This window comes from Patescibacteria group bacterium (assembly GCA_026417895.1).
Lineage (GTDB): Bacteria > Patescibacteriota > Patescibacteriia > UBA2591 > CALHIP01 > CALHIP01.
Window position 1 is genome coordinate 34,744 of sequence record JAOACJ010000009.1, and the last position, 23,159, is coordinate 57,902.

Here is a 23,159-nt window from a genome sequence, read left to right on the forward strand (position 1 = left end):
TTATTTTAACGATTGAGTAATTTATAATTCTTGAGTTTTTTTAGAAATATTCACCAAGATACCAAAAGCGGCTAAATTGGCTATTAAAGCGCTGCCACCATAACTAATTAAAGGTAAGGGAACACCAGTTAAAGGTAAAAGTTTGAGCATTGCCCCAATATTGATAAAAGTTTGAAAGCCAAACCAAGAAACAATGCCAACCCCGACTAATCGAGAAAAGAGATCGGGGGCATTTTTAGCAATTTTTAAACCACGCCAGATTAAAAGAAAAAACAAGACAACCACTAAACTAGTCAAAACAAACCCCAACTCTTCAGCCATCACGGCAAAAATAGAATCACCAAAAACTTCTGGCAGGTAGAAAAATTTCTGACCAGAACGGCCAAGTCCCCGGCCAAACAAACCACCAGAACCAATGGCAATTAGAGCTTGTTGAAGATGATAAGAGATTCCTTGTGGCTCAAGACCAGGAGAAATAAAGGTTAAAAGTCGGTTTTTGAGATAGGGAAAGAATTTAAGAAAAAGAGGTGAAAAGATAGCTAACAAGCAAAAAACGAGAAATAAATAAATCAAATTAGCACCAGCAACAAAATAGATTGAGAGAGAAATTAAGAGGACAATCATTAAACCACTAAAATTGGGTTGTTTAATAATTAAAAAAGAAATAAGGCCCAAGATAAAAATAAATGGTAAGAAGGTAGAAGAAAAATTTTTAATTGTCGCCTCTTTTTTCTCAAAAAAGTAAGCCAAAAATAAAATGAGGCTTAATTTTAAAACTTCGATTGGCTGAAAAGAAAAGACTCTCAAATTAAGCCAACGATGAGCTTGGCCCTTAATACCTAAGCCAGGAATAAAAACAGCCAGAAGAAGCACAATGGAAAAAATAAGTGAAAGGAGGCTCAATTTTCGCCAGAATTGATAACGAATTAAAGCAAAAATAAAGAAAAATAATAGGCCTGGCAAAAGGCCGTAAAAAATCTGGTGTTTTAAATAATAATCTGGATCTTGGAAGTTTTTATAACCCATGACCCAACTGGCTGAGGCTAAAAAAATTAGACCAATGATTAAAAGAATAAAAATTAAAACGATTAAAAAATAATCTGGCGCATGAGGTGTTTTTTTCATATTTTTTCTACTGCCTGAATAAATTTTTTGGCTCGGTCATAAATATTTTGAAAAAGACCAAAGCTGGCACAACCGGGCGAAAGAAGAACAACATCGCCCTTCTCAGCAATTTTTTTTGCTTTACCCACTGCTTCTTTCATAGTCTTCGCTTCAATGAATAATTTATAGCCAACCATCAATAACTCTTTTTTTATCTTAGGGGTAGCTGTACCGGGAAGAAGAATGACTTTCTTACACCTTTTTTTAATTTCTTGAGCAAATTTTTTGAAATTTAATTTTTTATCAGCGCCGCCAGAAATAAGAATAATCCGACCAGTCGGAAAATTATTTAAAGCATTGATAGCGGCTTCAGGAATCGTGGCTGTCGTATCATTATAATATTTTACTCCTTCCACTTTTCGAATCAGTTCTAATCGATTGGCTAAACTTTTAAAATTTTTTACCGCCATTTTAATTGCTCTCAAAGAAAGGTTAGCGACAATGCCAACAGAAACAGCCGCTAAGATATTTTCTAAATTGCAATTATTCTTTATCTCTTTTAGAGCAATAATTTTTTTCTCTCTGCCTTGAAAGCGAGTAAATATTTTTTGATTTTTGATAAAAACACTATTATTGTTCTTTAAAAATTTTTTAGAAAAATAAAAAACCTGGCTTTTTGCCTCAGTAGCAAATCTTCTCACCAAAGGGTTGTCATAATTTAAAATAACAAAGTCATTTTTCTTTTGCCATTTTAAAATTAATTTTTTTGCTCTCAGATATTCTTGAAAATTTTTATAACGATCAAGATGATCTTGAAAAATAGTTGTCACAACCGCCACGGCTGGACTTCGTTTTAAATGAGCCAAATCTTCAAGCTGCCATGAAGAAAGTTCTAAAACGGCTAAAGGATAATTTTGATCTAAATAAGAAAGTGGTGATTGGCCAATATTTCCGCCTAAAAAGACTTTTTGACCAGCCTTTTTAAAAAGTTGGTAAATTAAAAAAGTTGTCGTTGATTTTCCTTTTGTACCGGTGACGCCAATAATTTTACCCTTAAATAATCTAAAAAAAATAGAAATGTCTGTTTCAATTGGAATTTTATTTTTTCTGGCAATTTTTAAAAATTTTGATTCTTTGGGCACGCCGGGGTTCTTGATAATCAAATCAGCCTTCTTAAAATCTTCTTCTCGATGTCTACCTAAAATATATTTAACCGATAAACCTTTTAAGTCATTTAACGATTTTTTTAATTGATTTTTTGTTTTTAAATCGGTCACTAAAACTCGAGCACCTTTCTTGACCAACCATTTGGCCGTTTCTACCCCCCCGCCTAATAAACCAAGACCCATAACCACCACCTTTTTATTTTTGAGATTTTGAAAATCCATAGATTATATTCTACCAAAAAATCGCCTTTTTGGCGACTTTTAATAATACGAGACAAGATTGAGTGTAACTGCATCTAAAAATCAAACCAACAATCTCTCAATCAAAAATATCATTAGACCGAAAGCAGCGCAAATACCACCAATAAGCCAAAAGCGCATAACAATTTTTGGCTCAGGTAGTCCTCTTGCCTCTAAATGATGATGAAGAGGGGTAGAAAGAAAAACTTTACGGTGAAAAATTTTTTTAGAAATAACTTGAATAATGACGGAAAGTGATTCTAAAACAAAAGGGAAACAAATAATCGGCAGTAAAATCACGGTGTTAGTTAGCATGGCAATAACACCCAGGGTAACACCTAAACCCATTGCCCCCGTATCGCCCATAAAAAACCTGGCTGGATAAATGTTATGCCAAAGAAAAGCAATCAGGCCGCCAATAATTACCCCACAGAAAGTAGCCAAATTAGTCTTTTCTTGTAAAAAGGCAATGAGACCATAACTTAAAAAAGCAATTAACAATAAACCACCAGCCAAGCCATCTAATCCGTCCGTTTCATTGACGGAAAATGAAGTGGCGACAATGACAAAAATAAAAAGTGGAATGTACCACCAACCGATTTCAAAATTGCCAAGAAATGGAAGGTGAATAGTTGTCCATTCTAGTTTATCAAAAAACCACCAGGCACCAATAGCGGCGATTAAGGTATAAAGAATTAAACGATGCCTCATTCTTAAACCACCCTTACCCAACTCACCCTTTCTGACATCGATTAAATCATCAATTAAGCCAACTATAGCTGAGGCAACTAAAACACCTAAAGGTAGAAATGTTTCTTTTCGCACTAAAAAATTTAAAATTTTAAAAATTTCATGACCAGTCGTCTGCCAAAGAAAAAAAATTATCAGAATTAAAAAAAGAGTCGTTAACCAAATAATCAATCCGCCCATCGTCGGGGTACCAGCTTTTTTCTGATGAAGTTGAGTATAGATTGGCGTCTGGCCATTATTACGAATCTTTTTGCCAAGTTTGTATTTATAAAGAAAGTTAATTAAAAACGGCAGCCAGGCAATGGCTAAAAGAAAAGCAACAATCGTTAAAAAAATAATTTTAATAATAGCCAGCAATTCCATAGCTCAATAGGGCTAAATCTCTAATATTTGTCATTTGGATTTTGAAATTTAGATTTTCTTTAACTTCTTTAAAATGTACTCTACCATTTCCACATACCGACAAGCATAACCCCATTCATTATCATACCAGGCAACAACTTTAATGAGGTTTCTGTTAACCATCGTTAAGGAAAGATCAATAATGGCGGAATAAGGACTCCCCTTTAAGTCAACGGAAACCAAAGGTTCTTCAATGACTGATAAAATTCCTTTTAATCGACCAGTTGTTGCTTTCTTAAACAGATTGTTTAATTCATTTTGATTAGTCTCTTTCTTCACTACACAAATTAAGTCAAGAAGACTAACGGTTGGCACTGGTACTCTTAAAGCAAGACCGTCTAATTTTCCTTTCAGTTCTGGTATGACTTCATTGATGGACTTGGCAGCACCAGTTGAGGTGGGAATAATTGATAAATTTGCTGCCCTTGCCCTTCTTAAATCTTGATGAGAAAGGTCAAGCAGTCGCTGATCATTGGTGTAGGCATGAGTAGTGGTAAAAAATCCTTTCTGAATAATAAAATTCTGATGGATAATTTTGACGATTGGCGCTAAACAATTGGTCGTACAAGAAGAATTAGAAATAATTAAATCTTTTTTCGGATTAAACTTTTCTTCGTTAACGCCCAAAATATAAGTTGGAATGTCTGGAGTTTTCGGTGGGGCAGAAATAATCACTCTTTTTGCGCCGGCCTGAAGGTGTTTTTCGGCCCCTTCTCGATGGGTGAAAACTCCTGAAGATTCTAAAACAATATCAATGCCAAGCTCTCTCCAGGGTAAATTGGCTGGATCTTTTTCGGCAAAAACTTTTATCTTTTTTCCGTCAACGATAAGATTTTTTTCGTCAAAACTGACTTCTTTTTCGTAGCGACCATAGAGAGAATCGTACTTTAAAAGATGGGCTAAAACCTTTGTTTCGGTTAGATCATTAATAGCAACAATCTTAAGACCCTTTTCTAAGGCAATTCTGAAGGCTAATCGACCAATCCGGCCAAAACCATTGATGGCAATTTTAGTCATAATTTTAATTTTTAACTTTTAATTTTTAATTTTTCTAATGGTACTTCTATAATTTTATCTTGATCAATTTTTAGGTCAACGGTTTCTTTTAAAATATGCCAACCAACCACCTCTCCTTCTTGATTGTCAATTTTAACTTTTGTTCCAATGAGAGGGAAGTTTTTCGCTAATTCTTTATAGACTTCTGTTTCAAATGAAAGACAACATTTAAGACGACCACAAAGACCAGAAAGTCTCTCTACTCCCCGATGGTCAAGATTCTGTTCTTTAATTAAACTAGTCATGACGCCACCTAAATTTTTTAAAAAGGCAACACAACAAAGTTTCTGACCACAGGGACCAAAGCCAGAAAAAAATTTCATTTCTTCCCTTGGTCCAACTTGATGCATTCTAATTGATTTATGAAACTCTTTTGATAAATCTTTGACTAAATTACGAAAATCAATTCTTTCTGCAGAAGAAAAGGCAAAAACGATTTGTCCAGCATCAAGCGAAAGATGAGCGTCAATCAATTTCATTGGTAGATGATGTTTTTTGACAATGGCACTTGCTTTGATTAAAATTTCTTTCACTCTTTTCTTTTTTTCTTCCATCTTTTTAAGATCGGCATGATTTGCTTTTCGAACCAGCAAATTTCCTTTTTCTTCTTTTACCTTTTCTTCATCTTTTGTCTTTTCTAAAATCTCGACTATTCTGCCTAAATCAGTATGTGAGTCAATTTTTACGACAAACCAGTTGCCAATTTTAAGGTCGGTAATTTTAATTTTTTTTGTCAAAGAAGAATCAGAAAATTCAAAAATTTTATCCCAGGGAGCAAGTTTAATTTGCACGACCATAGATTAATCTAAATTTCAAACCTGATAAATCTTTTAATTTGAATATTTTCTCTTAATTTGGCAATCTTATTTTTAATCAAATCGACAATTTTTATTTTTTCATCTTTAATAAACGGTTGGTTTAAAAGGCAAACTGTTTCGTAAAATTTTTCTAATTTTCCTTCAATAATTTTCTCTAAAATTTTAGTCGGTTTTTTTTCTCTCGCCAGCTCAGCTTGATAAATTTCTTTTTCTTTTTCTACAATCTCATGAGGAATATCTTCCGGTCTTAAGTAAAGAGGGTTCGTCGCCGCCACTTGCATGGCTAAATCATGAGCTAATTCTTTAAATTCTTTATTTCTAGCAACGAAATCTGTCTCACAAGTTAGCTCAACTAGGGCAGCGATTTTTTCATTAGAATGAAGGTAGACGCCGATGATGCCTGATTTGGTCAATCGATTGGTTTTAGAAGCAATAATTTTTTGCCCTCTTTTTCTCAAAACTTCTTCAGCCTTAACAAGATCGCCTTTTGTTTCTGCTAAGGCTCTCTGACAATCCTGAAAGCCGGCGCCGGTTTTTTCTTTTAATTGTTTAATTAAATTAAATTCCATAATTTTCAATTTTAAAAGGGTAATATTTTTTCTATCTGTCTAAATGTCTTTTGGTCAAATTCATTTCTTACTTTTACAATTGGTTTATTTGATTGAATCAGGCGAGAAAGATCAGCTGAAGTAACGGCTAAAACAGTATCACATTGTGCTCGATTGATGGTTTTTTCTAAATCTTTCATTTGTTTCTGGCTATAACCCATTGTTGGGACAACTTGAAGGTAAGGATATTTTTGAAATGTTTTCTTAATCTCTCCGACAACAAAATTTTGAGGCGAAATAATTTTTTTAGCTTTAAATTTTTTAGCTAATAAGAGACCATAGCTTTCAGCCTCACCATGAGTAATTGTTGGCGCGTCCTCTACGATTAAAACATTTTTCCCTTTAATTAATTCTGGCTGAGAAAGTTTTGTTTCTGATTTAGCTTGAATAATTTTTGCCTTTTGATTTAAAAGACGAATATTCTCAATCATCTTTCTGGCTGATTTTTTTGAAGCGGTCGAAATTTTTGAAATAATAACTAAATCAGAAAGAATTAAATTTATAGCGCTTGGCCAATAATTAAGCTCATCACCAACCCGATGTGGATCTGCCACTGTAATATAGAAATTTGGTTGAATAAAGGAAAAATCATTATTACCCCCATCCCACAAGATAATCTCAGCCTCTTTTTCTGCTGCTTTTAAAATCTTTTGATAATCAATGCCGGCATAAATTGAAGCACCGTCCTCAAGATATGGCTCGTATTCCTCTCTTTCTTCAATGGTTGCTCGATAATAATTTAAATCTTCGTAAGTAGAAAATTTTTGAACCTCCTGTCTTTTCAAATTAGGATCGTAGGGCATGGGATGACGGATAACAGCCACCCGATAATCCCTTTTTCTTAAGATTTTTAAAACGGTTCTCGAAACCATCGATTTGCCAGCTCCGGTCCTCGTTGCACAAACAGCAATAACCTTTCTTCTCGAAATAATCATCGTTTGTCTCGGTCCTAATAATCTAAAACTCGCCCCTACCGCCATAGCTGAAGAAGCAAGGTTCATAATTTTTTGGTAAGAAACATCGGAATAAGAGAAGACAATTTCATCAACTTTAAATTTTTTCACTAATTTAACTAAATCTTTTTCTGGATAAATAGGAATGCCTCGCGGATAGAGTTTGCCAGCTAAAGAAGCTGGATAATGTCTCTTTTCAATGCCGGGAATTTGAGCAGCGGTAAAACAGACGACTCTATATTCAGGGTTGTCTTTAAAATAAACTAAAAAATTATGAAAATCTCGTCCGGCCGCACCAATGATAATAATTTTTTTAATTTTTTGTAGCATCGTTTTTTGATTCTTCTTTATTTTTGAGTTTCTTATTTTTTTTATCTGACACATCCACTGACAAAAGAGAAACGGATCCATTTTTGGTAACAGTGTTGATTTCTTTTTGTCCTTCTTGAATTGCCTCAGTAATTAACCTAGTAACAATTTCAATGGATTTGATAGCATCATCGTTGCCAGGAATAGGATAGTCAACTAAAGTTGGGTCACAATTGGTATCAACTAAACCAATACTTTTAATTTTGGCTTTTTTCGCTTCTCGAACGGCTGTCTTTTCATACCGAAGATCAATAATATAAATTGCTTCAGGAATTTTCTCTAAATTTCTTAAACCACCAACAAAATTATTTAATCGGTTGAGCTCTTTTTCTAACTTCATTCTTTCTTTTTTTGGATATTTATCCCATTCACCTGATTCTTTTTCTTCTTCCATTTTTTTTAATTTTTGAATTAACTGAGAAACCACAGAAAAATTTGTCAACAGACCAGCCAACCAACGCTCAACGATGTAGGGCATCTTGACTTCTTCAGCATATTTTTTGACAATGACTTGAGCGGCTGGTTTAGTGCCAACAAATAAAATCTGGCCATTTTGCTCAACAACCCTTTTAACAAAATCTAACACTTTAACTAGAGCTTGACGTGTTTTCTCTAAATCGATTAAATGAACATTATTTTTTATCGTGTATAAATATGGCGCCATTTTGGGATGGCACTTCCTTGCTTGATGACCAAAATGAACCATCGCCTCAAACAATTCTTCTTCGGTAGGAATATTAACCATAAATTTTAAGAAAAAGTTATTTTAATTTTAAGAAAAAAAGTATAACATATTATCATTGTTTGTCAAAATGAAAAAATTGTGTATAATTAGTTTATCAAAATAATATAATTTTCTTGTTTTCTGATACCAATATGAACGACTTTCTGTCACAAAGATTGACCCAGAGATCTAACAATTTCAACGTTCTCATAACAAAACAAGGCTTCTTTATATAAAATTATGGCAAAAAAAGAAAAAAATCAATACTATCCCTATCCAGAAGCAAAAATCATTTGTAGTTGCGGCAATGTCATGAAGGTCGGTTCAACAGTCAAAGAAATGCATGTCGAAATTTGTTCGCAATGTCATCCTTTTTATACGGGGAAACAAAAATTTATTGACACGGCTGGTCAATTAGAAAAGTTTCAGAAACGATTAGCAAAGAAAAAATTGCTGGAGAAAAAAGAAGGAAAGAAAAAATGACAATTGAAGAACTAAAAAATAAAATAAAAAAAATGGAACAGGATTTTAATGATCCCCAAGTTTTTAATTGTCCTGAAAAATTAGCTGTCCTTCAAAAAGAATATCAAAAAATAAAAAAGACATTAGTTGTTTTAGAAAAGATTGAAAAAATTAAAAAAGAAATTAATGAGACAGAAAAAATTTTAAACGAAGACCGTGATGAAGAATTACTAGTCTTAGCCGAAAAAGAGTTGGAAAGGTTAAAAAAAGAAAAAGAAAAGCTAGAAAAAGAACTTGCCGGAGAAGAAAAATTAGAAAACAAAAGTGTGATAGTGGAAATCCGAGCCGGTACTGGCGGCGAAGAAGCGGCTCTTTTCGCCGCTGATTTATTCCGAATGTATTCAAAATTTGCCGAAAAGCAAGGTTGGACAACAGAATTATTTTCTACCAATCGTACCGGCATCGGTGGTTTTAAAGAAGTCATTTTTAGAGTTTCTGGCCAAAATGTCTGGCTAAACTTAAAAAATGAAGCCGGCGTTCATCGTGTCCAAAGAATTCCAGTGACCGAAAAATCAGGACGAATTCACACTTCGACTGCTTCGGTGGCCATTTTACCAGAAGCAAATGAAAGTGAAATATCTATTAGACCAGAAGATTTAAAAATTGAAACCTTTCGTGCCTCCGCCAAAGGTGGTCAAAATGTCCAGAAGGTAGAAAGTGCAGTGCGGATCACTCATTTACCAACTGGCCTGACTGTCTCCTGTCAAGAAGAAAGATCGCAGGCAAGAAATAAAGAAAAGGCTTTAAAAATTTTACGCACCAGGCTGTTAGCTCAAGAACAAGAAAAAAAAGAAAAAGAAATCAGTCAAACTAGAAAAGAGCAAATCAAAAAGGCTGAACGGGCAGATAAAATCCGTACTTATAATTTTCCCCAAAATCGTGTCACTGACCATCGACTGAATAAATCTTGGTATAATTTAGCTGAAATTATGGACGGAAATTTAGAGGAAATTGTGGAGGAATTTAAAAAATAATTATTGGTTTATCGTCTAAAACTAATGTGTTAACACGTTAATTATTGATTAAAAAATGTTTTAATAAATTTTTTGATTTTAATTGTGACGATGGTTTAATAATTAACTCTGTTGTTTTTTGAAATAATACCTAGCCAACTTTTCCCTGGTAAAAATTTTATTTCTTTGCCATTCTCATCATAAAAGCGCGTCCGACCTGCTTCTTTGAGCCACCGACTATTGATAACGTGGCCGTTTTGAAAAACCCTCGCCTCACCTTGGCCGGTCAGTTTAATTTTGCGTCGCCCTTCAGCATCAATGATCGTCATCTCTATGTATTGAAGAATTAAATTTTTAACTCTTAATTCTTGACCATCTTTATCTAAATAAATTTTTCCGTTTTGCCAATATTGATATTCATTATTTTTTGAATCGTACTGCCATTTGACTTGATAAATCGGAGAAAAGGCAAGGTTGATTTTTTCTATTTTTCCCTTTGCCAATTCTTTTTCCTCAAATAACCAGGGCGCAAATTTCGCTTCTGGATTAATTTTTTGCTCGGTTAAAAATTTTTCTATTGACTCTTTTTTTATATAAAGATTGTGCGGGGCAGGTTCACTACTTCGATAAAAATATTTTCCCTGCCAACTAATTTCATTAAGGTCGAAGAGTTTATAAAAGCCCTGTTTTAATTTAAAAAGAACATCTGCCGAACCACCGGCATGAATAAATAATGCTTTGTACTCCTCGGCAATTTCGGCAAAATAAGACCGAGCTGATCGGATTGGTCCTAAATTTTCCGGTAAATTATCTAAATCAAAAATGGCTAAAAAACGAGTCACACCTCCTTCAACTGGTACTTCATAGATTATTGAGGCTAAAGAAAGATTTGGTTTTGGAGCACCTGATAAATTTTCCAAAATCACTGTCACGGGTAACAGACTCTCTTTATTTCGTTCAACAGTCGAACCATCGAGAAGACGGTTATTTTTTCCTTCTCCCTGCTTATCTCCCTGCTCGTTACTTAAGACTGGAGACTGATTCTCAATTTGATTAAAATAAATTTTTGGTTGATGGAAAAGATAACTATTCAACCATAAGAAAAGAATTAGGGAAAAAACAATAATTAATAAAAAGAGGGAAATTTTCGTCATTGACTTTCTTCTTTTTTACTCCCTGGTGTTTGGGGAATTGATGTCTCCTCTTTTCCTTCACTAACTACCTCTTCTCCTTTGATTTCTTCTTTTTCGACTTTTGGCGCAGAAACGCTAACAACCACGTCTTCTAAATTATGAAGAACCCGAATAGTGGTTGGAGTTTTTAGGTCTTTAATTCTAATCAAATCATTTAATTCACGCAATAAGGAAAGATCAACTTCTATTTCATGAATCAAGTCTTTTGGTAAACATTCTATTTTAATTTTCGTCAATTGATGAACAAGAATACCTCCCTTTTCTTTAACGGCTGGGGCCTCACCAAGAAATTTCAAATCAACTTCAACAGTTACTTTTTCTTTTTCTTTCACTTGATAAAAATCAATATGAGAAATTTTTTCTGTTAAAGGATCGTATTGAATGTCATGAATTAAGGCTTTAACTGGCAATTGATCGTCAATTATTAAGTCAATTAAAGTGCTCTCACCGGTCTGTTTAAAAATCTTTTCAAATGGTATCTTTTCAACTTCGATCGCTTGAGGCGTCTTCCCGTGACCATAAAGAATGGCTGGAATCAAACCGGCTTTGCGCAATTTTTTGACTTTTTTGCCAAAAATTTTTCTTGATTTTACTTTAAGAGTTGGCATAAAATTAAAAATTATTTTTTATTATACCCTGCCTTCTTTTTTTGTCAATGTTTGATGAATAATTGCACTCTGAACAAGACCAAGGGAAAGACAATTCATTATTAAAGCACTCCCCCCATAACTAATAAAGGGCAAGGGAATACCAATAATTGGTAAAAGACCCAAGTTCATGCTGACATTAATGATAGCCTGAATCAAAATATTAAACGCTAAACCAAGAATAAGAAAAAAACTAAAATCATCATAAATATTTCTTGCCACCTTAATCATTTTTAAAAAAAACGTTAAAAATAAAACAAGGAGGGAGCCTGCCCCCAAAAAACCAAACTCTTCAGCCAAGGCGGCAAAAATAAAATCTGTCTGACTGGCTGGTAAAAATCTTAATTGGGCCTGAGAACCAGCACCAATCCCTCGACCAAAAAGACCGCCAGCACCAATGGCAATTTTGGCTTGAGCAATTTGGTAGCCCCGACCTAACGGATCTGAGGTTGGAGAAAGAAAAGTTATAATTCTTGCTTTCTGATAATCTTTAAAAAGAAAATGCCAGAAAAAAAGGAAAATTAAAAAGAGAATCAGAAAAATATAGCCTAGATATTTAATTTTCTTAAGGTTCAAAATCATCATTAATAACCAAACGGCACAGATGACCAAGGCTGAACCAAAGTCTGGTTGAAGTAAAATAGGAAAAACAAGAGAGAATAAAATCACAAAACTGAAGAATAAGTCTTTCAACCTCAGTCCTTTTTTTAATTTTTCAGATAAAATTTTCGCTAAAACAATAATTAAGACAATTTTTGCCAATTCCACTGGTTGAAAATAAACCGGACCGAAAAAAAACCAACCCTTAACGCCGTGAAAACTTTTTCCGAAAATTAAAACTAAAATCAAGAGAAGAAGTGTTAAAAAATAAAGTAAATAGGCAGAAAAGTTGAGAAGTCGGAAATCAATCAAACTAAAAAGAAAAAAAAGAAAGAGACCGAAAAGAATAAAAATCAGATGTCTAATAAAAATACTGGCGGCGTTTTTTTCTAAACCTAAAGAAAGGCTATAATGAATAACCAAGCTGAAAATTAAAATCAGAACAAATAAAAAAAATATTGTCCAGTCAAATGATTTAAACTTTCTGATTAGGGCGGTGAAAATTGACATATTTTAATCTTTTTTTTGTTGAAAGATCGAACTCATAAAAGAGAGAGGATCGAAAACGTTAATTTCAGGTAAAACTTTTATCTCTGAAACAAAGGAAAAGGACGATGGCCAAATAATTTTTACTTCTCTTTCTTCTTGGCTAAAAATTTCTTTAAGATTTGTTCGTTCGATAGCCACAATTTCTTGTCCTTGATAAAGTAAGACAATTAAATTAATTTGCCAAAAATTATAAATGGTCGAATTAATAAACTGAAAAGTAGTAACATCTCTTTCTTCTTCTCCTTGGGCGGGTAGATATTTAAGATTTTTAATCAAAAATTGTTTTGGAACTTCTAAAAGATATTTTTTTTCTTGACGAAGACGTTGCCACTCAATTTCTTCAATTTGACAAGTCAAATTAAGTGGCGGTTCGTTAATTTGATGATTAAAAATGATTAAAAATTTTTCTTCGTTTGGTAAAAGAAACTTTGTCATTGAAGGTGACTCGCCCTTGGACCAAATAAAATGATATTTCAACGAACGAGCATACCAATTTTGATTGGGATTTTTAACTAAACAAATCAAATGATATCTACCACGACCAAGAGGAATGGCTTTACTATAAATAATTTCTGGCATTAAAGGGGTAATACTTTTATGAAGTTTTTCATAGTTGATGTTGACTAACCGCCCTAATTCTTTTTCCATTTCTTGATACTCTTTACTTTGAATAAGATAAAGAGTAAAATGATAGAAAAAATAGAACCAAATGAGAAGATCAATGATTATGAAGGTGGCAAAAAATATCTTTTTCAGCAATCTCTTTTTGGTGATTAAAAAATGAGCAATTCTCAATTTTTTAAGAGTTATCTCTTCGTCCATAGGAAGATTTGATAGCTTTTAATAAAATAGTTATAATATTATAACAATTATATCTTATTAATAAAATTTGTAAAACTTATGATTCAAACAAGCAAAGATGTTTTATTTCTTGTTTTAGGCATTTCGATTTTAGTTGTTTCTTTTTTCCTTATCTTGTTATTGTATTATCTGATGAAATTTTTCCGAGAATGTTATAAAGTAAGTAAGTCTTTCTCAAAAATTACTGATCGAATTAATGAAACAACAAAAATAGTCAAAGAAAAGGGGCGACAATTTACTTTACTCCCTCTTTTAAGTGAAGCGATACGAACGATCATTGAATTTTTAAAAGAAATGAAAAGAAAAAAGGAAGAAAAAAGAGAAGAGGTAGAGCAAGAAAGTAAAAAATAAGACGAGGTAATCAATTTCTATATATAAAATGAGTTAGAAACTAATTAATTATCAATCTTTCTTTGCTTTATTGGAAGAAAAGAAATATTTTTCGTTTTAAATTTTTCCTATGGCTTTTACCCATCTCCATCTTCATTCACATTATAGTTTACTCGACGGATTAATAAAAATAGATCAGCTGATTGAAAGAGTAAAAAAAGAAAAGATGAAAGCGGTAGCCTTGACCGACCATGGTGTAATGTATGGAGCGATTGAATTTTATAAAAAAGCAAAAGAGGCTGAGGTTAAACCAATCATTGGTGTAGAGGCTTACCTAGCGCCAAACGGTCGATTCTCTAAAAGGGCCAAAATTGATGACAAGCCTTTTCATCTAACTCTACTAGCAAAAAATGAAGAGGGTTATAAGAACCTAATCAAATTAACTAGCCTTGGCCATCTTGAGGGATTTTATTATAAACCGAGAATCGATTTTGAACTTTTAAGACTGTATTCAAAGGGGTTAATTGCTCTTTCTGGTTGCCTTCAGGGAGAAATTCCACAAATGATTTTAATGAAAAAAAGGCAAGAAATTAATTATTCGCTTTCTCGTTATAAAGAAATTTTTGGTGAAGATTTTTACTTAGAAGTTCAGGCTCATAATTTTCCCGAACAAATCGAGGTTAATAAAGAATTATTTGCTTTAGCCAAAAAATTTAATTTAAAGGTGGTGGCCACCAATGATACTCATTATTTAGATAAAGAAGACGCTGAAATTCAAGACATTCTTCTCTGTTTACAGACGAAAAAAAAGTTAAACGATAAAGAGAGGTTAAAAATGTCAAGTAATGATTTTTATTTCCGATCCGAAGAGGAAATGATAGATTTTTTCAAAGAAAATCCAGAGGCAATCATTCATACCCAGGAGATTGTAGAGAAATGTAATTTAGAGATTGAACTTGGCAAAATTAAGTTTCCTAAATTTCCTTTAAAAAATAACGAGTCAGCCGATGAATATTTAAAAAAATTATGTTATGAAAAATTAAAAATAAAATACCCTAAAGGTGAAAAAGAAGTTATTCAAAGATTAGAATATGAATTAGAAATTATTAAAAAAACTGGTTTTGCTACTTATTTTTTAATTGTCCATGACTTTGTCAGTTGGGCGAAGAAAAATAAAATTATGGTTGGTCCAGGCCGTGGCAGTGCCGCTAGTTCAATTGTTTCTTATATTCTAGATATCACTTCAGTCGATCCTTTAAAATATGATTTAATTTTTGAAAGATTTTTAAATCCAGAAAGAATCTCGGCGCCAGATATTGATTTAGATTTTGCTGATACGAGAAGAGATGAAGTTATTCATTATATAGAAAATAAATACGGTAAAGACAATGTCGCTCAAATTATTACTTTTGGTACGATGGCTGCTCGAGTCGCTATTCGCGATGTTGGTCGGGTTCTTGGCCTGCCTTATAATTTTTGTGACCGATTGGCAAAGACGGTTCCGCCATTTTTTTCTTTAGATGAAGCTTTAAAAAAAGTAAAAGATTTAAGAGATACTTATCTAGAAAATCCTGAAGCGCGGAAGATTATTGATATAGCCAAAAAATTAGAAGGAGTTGCCAGACATGCTTCGACACATGCCTGTGGTGTTGTTATCACTCCCGAACCATTAAATAATTTTTTACCTACTCAATACGATGTCTCTCAAGAAAAAAAAGTTCTTATTTCTCAGTATTCAATGCATTCAATCGAAGATTTGGGTCTTTTGAAAATCGATCTTCTTGGTCTAAAAAATCTGACTATTTTAGAGACAACTATTAAATTGATTGAGAGTCGGGGAGGAAAATTAGAAATAGAAAAAATTTCTTTTAATGATAAAAAAACTTTTGAAATTTTAAAAACTGGGGCAACGGTTGGCATTTTTCAATTAGAAAGCGAGGGAATGAGAAAATATTTAGTCGAACTTCAACCCACAACTTTTGAAGATATTGTCGCTATGATTGCTCTTTATCGACCTGGGCCAATGGAACTAATTCCAAAATATATTACTGGCAAACATACAAAAAGAATTACTTATCTCCATCCAAAACTTAAACCAATTTTAGAAAAAACTTATGGCGTGGCTGTTTATCAAGAACAAATTTTAGAAATTGCCAAAGAGCTGGCTGGTTTTTCGTTAGCTGAAGCTGATATTCTGAGAAAGGCTATTGGCAAGAAAATTCCTGGCCTCCTGAAAGAGCAACGGAATAAATTTATTGAAGGTTGTCTGGCTAAAAAAATTGATCGAAAAATCGCAGAAGAGATCTTTAACTTTATTGAACCTTTCGCCGGTTATGCTTTTAATCGAGCCCATGCTGTCTGCTATGCCACCATTGCTTATCAAACTGCCTATCTTAAAGCTAATTGGCCAGTTGAGTTTATAACAGCTTTACTTATTTCTGATGCCGGTGATTTAGATCGAATGGCTATTGAAATAGAAGAAGCCCGAAGATTAAATATTGAGGTTTTGCCACCCGATATTAATGAGAGTCGAGAAAATTTCACAATTGTTGAAAAAGAGGGTAAGAAAGCAATCAGGTTTGGTTTGATGGCTATAAAAAATGTCGGCGAAAACGTGGCAAAAGCCATTATTCAGGAAAGAGATGAAAATGGTCTTTATCAAAGTTTTACTGATTTTCTTAGTCGTGTACCGTTACAGTATCTTAATAAAAAATCTTTGGAAAGTTTAATCAAGGGTGGCGCCTTGGATCGATTTGGCCATCGAGGAAATCTTTTAGAAAATTTAAGTGAAGCCTTAGCCTTTGCCAAAAAAAGTCAAAAGGAAAAAAACTCTCCCCAAAAAACACTCTTTGGTAATTTTAACTCTCATCAATCTTGCCCTTCTTTTCCATTAAAAAATAATAAAAATCTTTCTTTTCAAGAAATACTTTGTTTAGAAAAAGAATTTTTGGGCCTTTATATTTCTGGACACCCCCTCCAGGATTTTAAAAATTTAGAAAATAAAAAAATTACTCCCTGCGCCAAGCTTAACGAATTAAAAGAAAATCAAATCGTCAAAGTAGTCGGCGTCATCACTAAAATTAAAAAAGTCATTGCTCAGTCTCAGGAACCAATGCTTTTTGTGAAAATTGAAGATCTCTCTGGTAACGTAGAATTATTAGTTTTCCCTGCCGTTTTAAAAGAATCATCACTCCTTTGGCAAGAGAATAAAATTATTCTTGCCGAAGGAAGAATTTCTGAAAAAGAAGGAGAGCCAAAGGTCATTGTTCAAAAGGCAAAAGAGATAGAGGTCTTGATATAAATTTTCGAGACAAATTTATAGATTGAAATTATGGCTTTCTACAATCCTCATAAAAAAATTGCTCTTTTCTTTCTTTTTTCGATGTGCGGTGTTTTGACTTTAACTCTTATTTTTTTCTTCATTCAAGAAGGAAGGGTTATAATTAAAATTGTCCCAAGGCCCGAAGAGATATTTTTAGAAAAAACAATCAAAATACCAGACGATTTGCCTGGTGAAGTGTTAGAAATTAATTTAGACAAAGAAATAACCTCTACCCCAAAAGCTAGTCTGGAGGTTGAATCAATTGCTAGAGGTGAGGTAGAAATTGTTAACAATTCTCGTCAGAATCAAACTTTAGTTAGGACGACCAGACTTCTTTCGCCGGCCGGTATTCTTTTCCGTTTAGATCAACAGGTTCTTGTGCCAGCCAAAGGAAAAGTTAGAGCTAAAGTTTATGCTGATCAACCTGGTCGAGCGAGTGAAATCGGTCCAACCAGATTTACTATTCCAGGCCTCTCGCCGGCCTTACAAAAATTAATCTTTGCCGAAAGTTACGAGAAAATGACCGGTGGAATAAAAAAAATAGGCTTAGTAACGGAAAGGGATATTGAGGAGGCAAAATCGATCCTTGAAGAAAGTCTTAATCAAGAAGCAGAAGAAAAAATTCAAGAAAAAATTAAAGAAAAATTAGGAGAAATTATTGGCTGGAAAATTATTTTGGGCGATAAAGTTCTCAATGTTACCACCGAAGCAAAACCAAATCAAGAGGTGAGCGAATTTAAAACCAAAGGAAAAATAAGGGTTGGTTTAGTGGCGATAAGAGAAAAGGACTTATTAAATCTTGCCAAAAATTTTCTAGAGAAAAGCATTCCTCTTGATAAAAAATTAGAGAGTTTCGACGAGAAAAGTTTAAAATATAATCTAAAAAGTTTTAATCTAAAGGATAAAAGGGCGGAGATAGAAATGAAAATTAAGGGCAAAACAATTCTTCAAAAAAATTCGGCTATTTTCGATGTAGAAAAAATTAAAAATTTAGAAAAGAATGCTTTAAAAAATTATTTAGAGCAATATAAAGAAATTAATTCGGTAAAAATTTATTTTTCACCTTTTTGGAAAAAGAGAGTACCTAGTAAAAAAGAACTAATTGAAATAAAAATCGAACAATCTCTTTAATAAATTTATTACTGATAAAATTCTATGATTAATTTAGAAATTTTACGTCATTCAACTAGTCATTTGATGGCTGCTGCTGTTTTAGCGCTTTTTCCTGAAGCAAAATTTGGCATAGGACCGGTCATTGAAAATGGTTTTTATTATGATTTCGAATTAGAAAGAACACTCAGATCAGATGATTTAGAAAAAATTGAAAAGAAAATGAAAGAGCTTATTAAAGAAGACTTAAGATTTGAAAAAAAAGAAATGCCACTTGAAGAAGCAATGGAATTATTTAAGAAATTAAATCAACCCTATAAAATAGAACTTTTAGAAGATTTAAAAAAGTATGGCACAACCGATGAAAATCTCAAATCTCAAATCTCAAATCTCAAACCTCAGAAAACTGTGACAATTTATCAACTGGGAAATTTTATTGATCTTTGTCGCGGACCGCATCTTAAATCGACTAAAGAAATTGGCGTTTTTAAACTTTTAAAAGTTGCTGGCGCTTATTGGCGGGGTGATGAAAAAAATAAAATGTTGCAAAGAATTTATGGGACAGCCTTTTTTACTCAAGAAGAGCTAAATGATTATCTAAAAAATCTGGAAGAGACAGAAAAAAGAGATCACCGAGAATTGGGTAAAAATTTAGATTTTTATAGCTCGCCAGAGGAACTAGGCGCTGGTTTAATTTTATGGCATCCCAAAGGCGCTTTAGTTCGGAAAATGATTGAAGACTTTTGGAAGGAGGAACATAAAAAACGAGGCTATCAATTGGTTTATTCCCCTCATCTTGGCAAATTAAATTTATGGAAAAAATCTGGTCATTGGGATTTTTATCGAGATAATCTCTATTCACCCATAAAAATTGAAAATGAGGAATATCTTTTAAAGCCAATGAATTGCCCCTTTCATATTTTGATTTATCAATCACAAGTAAGAAGTTATCGCGATTTACCACTTCGTTATGCCGAATTGGGTACTGTCTATCGCTATGAACGTTCTGGGGTTCTTCACGGTTTAACAAGGGTTCGTGGCTTTACTCAAGATGATGCTCATATCTTTTGTACAACCGAACAATTAGAAAAAGAAATTGTTAATGTCCTAAAATTAGCTATTTTTATGATGAAAACTTTCGGCTTTAGAAATTACCAAGTCTTTCTTTCAACTCGGCCAGAAAAATCAATTGGCACTGACCAGATGTGGGAAAGGGCAACAAAAGCCCTTAAGAATGCTTTAGAAAAAACAAAGATAAAATACCAAATTGATCCAGGTGAGGGTGTCTTTTATGGTCCAAAGATTGATATTAAAACGATTGATGCCTTGGGTCGCGCCTGGCAGGGTCCAACCATTCAGGTCGACTTTAATTTCCCAGAAAGGTTTAATCTCTATTATATCGACAAAAATGGTAAGAAAATTCAGCCAGTCATGATTCACCGCACCGTCCTTGGCTCGATGGAAAGATTTTTTGGTTGCTTAATTGAACATTATGCTGGTGCTTTACCCCTCTGGCTTTCGCCGATTCAAATTTATTTAGCGCCAGTTGGTAAGGCTCATTGGCAAGCCAGCCAAAAATTAGGTCAAGAGTTCGAAAAATTAGGCTTACGAGTCTTGGTCGATCAGGCCCGCGAAACTATTTCTTATAAAGTCCGTAAAGCCGAACAACAGAAAATTCCTTACATTTTAGTCGTTGGCGACAAAGAGATTAAGGGAAAAACTTTAAATATCAGAGAACGGGGAAATAAGGTCAAAAAAATGACAAAGAAAAAATTTATTGAAAAAATTTTGAAAGAAATAGAAAGTAAAAAATAAAATGAAACATTCATTCAAAACAGGATTTAGTTTTGGCTTGACCTCGGGAATTATTACCACCCTCGGTTTGATGGTTGGTTTACACTCGGGCACACATTCAAAATTGATTGTCATTGGCGGCATTCTAACAATTGCTGTCGCCGATGCTTTTTCCGACGCTTTAGGCATCCATCTCTCTGAAGAGTCAGAAAATAAGCATTCTAGTCAAGAAATTTGGCAGTCAACTTTCGCTACATTTTTTGCTAAATTTATTTTTGCCTCCACATTTATTATCCCTCTTTTGTTGTTTAAACTTTCAACAGCTATTATCGTTAATATCATTTGGGGATTATCTTTACTGAGTCTTTTTAGCCTCATCATTGCTCAAAAGCAAAAGACAAAACGATGGAAGGTTGTCATCGAACACCTAATAATCGCGACGATTGTTATCAGTATCACTCATTATCTCGGTGATTTAATATCAAAAATATTTGATTAAACAAAATTTCTTACAAAAATCTATTTTACCACGTCTTAATGTGTTAACACGTTATGATTGATTTTTTATTATAGATTAATTAAAATAGTCAAAAAAGAATTGAAAATAAATATTATGAAATATCATCTCATCACTTACGGTTGTCAAATGAATAAATCTGATGCCGAGCGCATTGCCGCTCTTTTGGAAAAAATTGGTTATTCGCCAACGTCAAATAAAAATGAGGCAGATTTAATAGTCATTATTGTTTGTTCGGTGCGACAATCAGCTGTTGATCGTCTTTCTGGACAAATTCGAAATTTAGCTAAATTAAAAATTAAAAATTCAAAATTAAAAATTTTACTAACGGGGTGTCTTTTACCAAAAGATAAAGAAAAATTAAAGAGCCAAGTTGATCTAATTTTTGAAATTAATCAGCTCCCAAATTTACCCCTGATTCTCTCTCGTCTCGAAGGAAATTCTAAAAATAAAAAAATTAAAAATTTAAAATTAAAAATTACAAATTATTTAGAGATTAAACCTAAATTTTCAACCTTTCCTATTGCTTACATCCCTATTATGACTGGCTGTAATAATTTTTGTACCTACTGCGTTGTGCCTTATACGCGGGGTCGAGAAGTCTCAAGACCGGCAAAAGAAATCATTGACGAAGTGAAAGAATTAATTAAAAAAGGATATAAAATGATTATTCTCTTGGGCCAGAATGTTAATTCTTATCAATCTCCAATTCAAAACTCCAAAGCCAAAATGCCGAATACCAAAAAAATAGATTTTCCAAAGTTGCTGAAAATGGTCAATAATTTGAAAGGTAATTTTTGGCTAACTTTTATTACCAGCCATCCGAAAGATTTATCAGATGAATTAATGAAAACAATGGCAAGATGTAAAAAAGTAATGCCTTATTTACATTTACCAGTCCAGTCAGGTGATAATGAAATTTTAAAAAAAATGAATCGTCAATATACGGCGACTGATTACAAAAATTTAGTCAAAAAAATAAAAAAGACTTTTGAAAAATATCGAAGGGGGTTAGAAAGAAATTTAAGTCTTTCCACAGATATTATTGTCGGTTTCCCCGGTGAAACTAAAAAACAGTTTGAAAATACCGCCAAATTAATGCGAGAAGTAAAATTTGATATGGCTTATATTGCTAAATACTCGCCTCGCCCCCAGACGGCAGCCTCAAAACTCAGGGACAACATCTCGATTAAAGAAAAGGAAAGGCGCTGGAAAATTTTAACTGAAATTTTACAAAAAACATCTTTAGAAAATAATAAAAAATATTTAGGAAAAGTAATACCAGTTCTTGTTGAAAATAAAAAAAATCACCTTCTTTTTGGTCAAACAAGAAGTTTTAAAAAAGTAAAAATGGAAAATCTATTAGAAAAGAAGCAAAAAATATCAATTGGTGATATGATCAAGGTTAAAATTAAGAAAATAAAGCCTTTTGGCTTAGAGGGTGTTGCTCTCGCGAAGTTTTCTTAAGGCCAAACAAAATATAGATATAAACACTTAAAATCAAAAAAATCAGAGGCACGATGTTCCAGAAAAAATTAAAACGAATAATCGTGTTGTAAAGCCCATGAAAACCAACAGCCAAAAAAAGACTGCCCGCAAGAATAAATTTTTTGTTTTTAGGTTGGAAAAACTTTACTTCCCCTAAATGATAGCCTATGATACCGCTGGCTAAAACATGCATTAAGGTTGGAGTGGCAAAACGAAGGACGATTAATTGCGGCCCACTCGAAAGCAAATAGAAAAAATTTTCAAAAAAAGCAAAACCAGTGGCGACGGTTACGGCGTAAACAAAACCATCTAATGGTTCATTAAAAACCTTACGGTCATAAACGCCCTCTTTCAGGATAAGATATTTAGCAAATTCTTCAATTAAACCATCAACGAAAAATGAGATAATAATGATATAAAAAAAATAGTTGACAGCAATTTTATCTAAAAAAAATTTTAATCCCTGGGCCAAAACTAAGGTCGGCAAAGCAATCATAATTCCCAGTAAGAAAACTCTTAAAATTTCCTTGATTGGCTCTGGGTTTTTTTTATCAATTCTTCGAGCAATAAAAAGCCAAAAAAGACTTGGCAAAAAAGAAAGGGATAAAATTAAAACATATTTATTCATCGAGTGGTAAAATTTTAATCTTTAAAGAAACTGTGAGGGAGAGAGAAAGTCTAATTTTTATCTCATTATCGCCAATTGTTTTAATTGGTTCAAATTTTTCAATTTGTTCTTCTCGAATAAAAATATCTTTCTCTTTTAATTGAGTGACAATTCTTTCGGCGTTAATCGAACCATAAAGCTTACCTTCAGGATTAACTTTTTCTTTAAAAACTAATTCTAATTCTTTTATTTTTTGAGCAATTAGTTGAGTCTTTTTTTCTTCTCTCTTTTTTCTTTCTTCTTCTAAAGTTTTTTTTCTTTCAATTTTTTCGATCTCGTGTGGTGTGGCTAAAATCGCTAATTTCTTTGGTAGTAAAAAATTTCTGGCAAATCCATCAGCTACCTCTTTAATTTCATCTTTTTTGCCAAGATGATTGACGTCTTGTAATAAGATGACTCGCATAAAAATAGACTTA

At 33.0% G+C, this 23,159-nt stretch carries 22 protein-coding genes; 8 read left to right on the top strand and 14 right to left on the bottom strand.

What is annotated here, in order from left to right; all coding sequences use genetic code 11:
* Nucleotides 1-21: 21 nt before the first annotated feature.
* The 8 genes from ftsW to rpsB all read right to left on the bottom strand — a co-directional run bounded on the left by ftsW (nt 22) and on the right by rpsB (nt 8,211).
* Nucleotides 22-1,125: a putative lipid II flippase FtsW gene (gene ftsW / locus N2259_01390; GenBank protein ID MCX7778881.1), complete on the bottom strand. Its 1,104-nt coding sequence runs from the start codon at nt 1,123-1,125 to the stop codon at nt 22-24.
* Entirely contained in the window at nt 1,122-2,492 is a 1,371-nt protein-coding gene (gene murD, locus N2259_01395) for a UDP-N-acetylmuramoyl-L-alanine--D-glutamate ligase (protein MCX7778882.1), read from the bottom strand. Before murD ends, ftsW begins: the two co-directional genes overlap by 4 nt.
* Nucleotides 2,493-2,573: 81 nt before the next feature.
* Nucleotides 2,574-3,623, bottom strand: coding sequence for a phospho-N-acetylmuramoyl-pentapeptide-transferase (gene mraY, locus N2259_01400; protein ID MCX7778883.1), 1,050 nt, complete (start codon nt 3,621-3,623; stop codon nt 2,574-2,576).
* A gap of 48 nt (nt 3,624-3,671) precedes the next feature.
* Nucleotides 3,672-4,682: a type I glyceraldehyde-3-phosphate dehydrogenase gene (gene gap, locus N2259_01405; protein ID MCX7778884.1), complete on the bottom strand. Its 1,011-nt coding sequence runs from the start codon at nt 4,680-4,682 to the stop codon at nt 3,672-3,674.
* 8 nt (nt 4,683-4,690) lie between these two features.
* Nucleotides 4,691-5,515: a hypothetical protein gene (locus tag N2259_01410; protein MCX7778885.1), complete on the bottom strand. Its 825-nt coding sequence runs from the start codon at nt 5,513-5,515 to the stop codon at nt 4,691-4,693.
* Nucleotides 5,516-5,523: 8 nt separating this feature from the next.
* A complete protein-coding gene (locus N2259_01415) occupies nt 5,524-6,105 on the bottom strand; it encodes an elongation factor Ts (GenBank protein MCX7778886.1) in 582 nt (193 codons plus the stop codon).
* A gap of 11 nt (nt 6,106-6,116) precedes the next feature.
* Nucleotides 6,117-7,427 (bottom strand): GTPase, encoded by a 1,311-nt coding sequence (locus N2259_01420; protein ID MCX7778887.1) that lies wholly within the window; start codon nt 7,425-7,427, stop codon nt 6,117-6,119.
* Nucleotides 7,411-8,211 carry a 30S ribosomal protein S2 gene (gene rpsB, locus N2259_01425; GenBank protein MCX7778888.1) on the bottom strand — a complete coding sequence of 267 codons (801 nt, stop codon included), beginning with the start codon at nt 8,209-8,211 and terminating at the stop codon, nt 7,411-7,413. Before rpsB ends, N2259_01420 begins: the two co-directional genes overlap by 17 nt.
* Before the next feature lie 219 nt (nt 8,212-8,430).
* On the opposite strand from rpsB, the gene rpmE reads away from it, so the two are divergent.
* Nucleotides 8,431-8,673, top strand: coding sequence for a 50S ribosomal protein L31 (gene rpmE, locus N2259_01430; protein MCX7778889.1), 243 nt, complete (start codon nt 8,431-8,433; stop codon nt 8,671-8,673).
* Complete coding sequence (prfA, locus tag N2259_01435) at nt 8,670-9,686, top strand: peptide chain release factor 1 (GenBank protein ID MCX7778890.1); 1,017 nt, start codon at nt 8,670-8,672, stop codon at nt 9,684-9,686. The genes rpmE and prfA overlap by 4 nt, the downstream gene beginning before the upstream one ends.
* 95 nt (nt 9,687-9,781) lie before the next feature.
* Here prfA and N2259_01440 read toward each other — a convergent pair whose 3' ends face one another.
* Genes N2259_01440 through N2259_01455 form a run of 4 tightly spaced genes read right to left on the bottom strand, consistent with a single transcriptional unit; the run spans nt 9,782 to nt 13,476 of the window.
* Nucleotides 9,782-10,819: a DUF3048 domain-containing protein gene (locus tag N2259_01440; protein MCX7778891.1), complete on the bottom strand. Its 1,038-nt coding sequence runs from the start codon at nt 10,817-10,819 to the stop codon at nt 9,782-9,784.
* Nucleotides 10,816-11,466 (bottom strand): 50S ribosomal protein L25, encoded by a 651-nt coding sequence (locus N2259_01445; GenBank protein MCX7778892.1) that lies wholly within the window; start codon nt 11,464-11,466, stop codon nt 10,816-10,818. Before N2259_01445 ends, N2259_01440 begins: the two co-directional genes overlap by 4 nt.
* Before the next feature lie 21 nt (nt 11,467-11,487).
* A complete protein-coding gene (locus tag N2259_01450; protein ID MCX7778893.1) occupies nt 11,488-12,615 on the bottom strand; it encodes an FtsW/RodA/SpoVE family cell cycle protein in 1,128 nt (375 codons plus the stop codon).
* A 3-nt stretch (nt 12,616-12,618) separates the two neighbouring features.
* Nucleotides 12,619-13,476: a hypothetical protein gene (locus N2259_01455; protein MCX7778894.1), complete on the bottom strand. Its 858-nt coding sequence runs from the start codon at nt 13,474-13,476 to the stop codon at nt 12,619-12,621.
* A 78-nt stretch (nt 13,477-13,554) separates the two neighbouring features.
* On the opposite strand from N2259_01455, the gene N2259_01460 reads away from it, so the two are divergent.
* From N2259_01460 to miaB, 6 genes are all read left to right on the top strand, one after another.
* On the top strand, nt 13,555-13,866 hold the full coding sequence (locus N2259_01460; protein ID MCX7778895.1) for a hypothetical protein: 312 nt from the start codon (nt 13,555-13,557) through the stop codon (nt 13,864-13,866).
* Nucleotides 13,867-13,975: 109 nt separating this feature from the next.
* Nucleotides 13,976-17,146, top strand: a complete 3,171-nt coding sequence (locus N2259_01465) for a DNA polymerase III subunit alpha (GenBank protein ID MCX7778896.1) — start codon at nt 13,976-13,978, stop codon at nt 17,144-17,146.
* Nucleotides 17,147-17,176: 30 nt separating this feature from the next.
* Nucleotides 17,177-18,298 carry a hypothetical protein gene (locus N2259_01470; GenBank protein MCX7778897.1) on the top strand — a complete coding sequence of 374 codons (1,122 nt, stop codon included), beginning with the start codon at nt 17,177-17,179 and terminating at the stop codon, nt 18,296-18,298.
* Between the two features lie 24 nt (nt 18,299-18,322).
* Nucleotides 18,323-20,092, top strand: a complete 1,770-nt coding sequence (gene thrS, locus N2259_01475) for a threonine--tRNA ligase (GenBank protein ID MCX7778898.1) — start codon at nt 18,323-18,325, stop codon at nt 20,090-20,092.
* 1 nt (nt 20,093) lies between these two features.
* On the top strand, nt 20,094-20,570 hold the full coding sequence (locus tag N2259_01480; GenBank protein ID MCX7778899.1) for a hypothetical protein: 477 nt from the start codon (nt 20,094-20,096) through the stop codon (nt 20,568-20,570).
* Nucleotides 20,571-20,684: 114 nt separating this feature from the next.
* Nucleotides 20,685-22,055, top strand: a complete 1,371-nt coding sequence (gene miaB, locus N2259_01485; GenBank protein ID MCX7778900.1) for a tRNA (N6-isopentenyl adenosine(37)-C2)-methylthiotransferase MiaB — start codon at nt 20,685-20,687, stop codon at nt 22,053-22,055.
* Here miaB and N2259_01490 read toward each other — a convergent pair.
* Entirely contained in the window at nt 22,000-22,704 is a 705-nt protein-coding gene (locus tag N2259_01490) for a PrsW family glutamic-type intramembrane protease (GenBank protein MCX7778901.1), read from the bottom strand. The genes miaB and N2259_01490 overlap by 56 nt on opposite strands.
* Nucleotides 22,697-23,146: a 50S ribosomal protein L9 gene (gene rplI, locus N2259_01495; GenBank protein ID MCX7778902.1), complete on the bottom strand. Its 450-nt coding sequence runs from the start codon at nt 23,144-23,146 to the stop codon at nt 22,697-22,699. Before rplI ends, N2259_01490 begins: the two co-directional genes overlap by 8 nt.
* Nucleotides 23,147-23,159 lie beyond the last annotated feature (13 nt).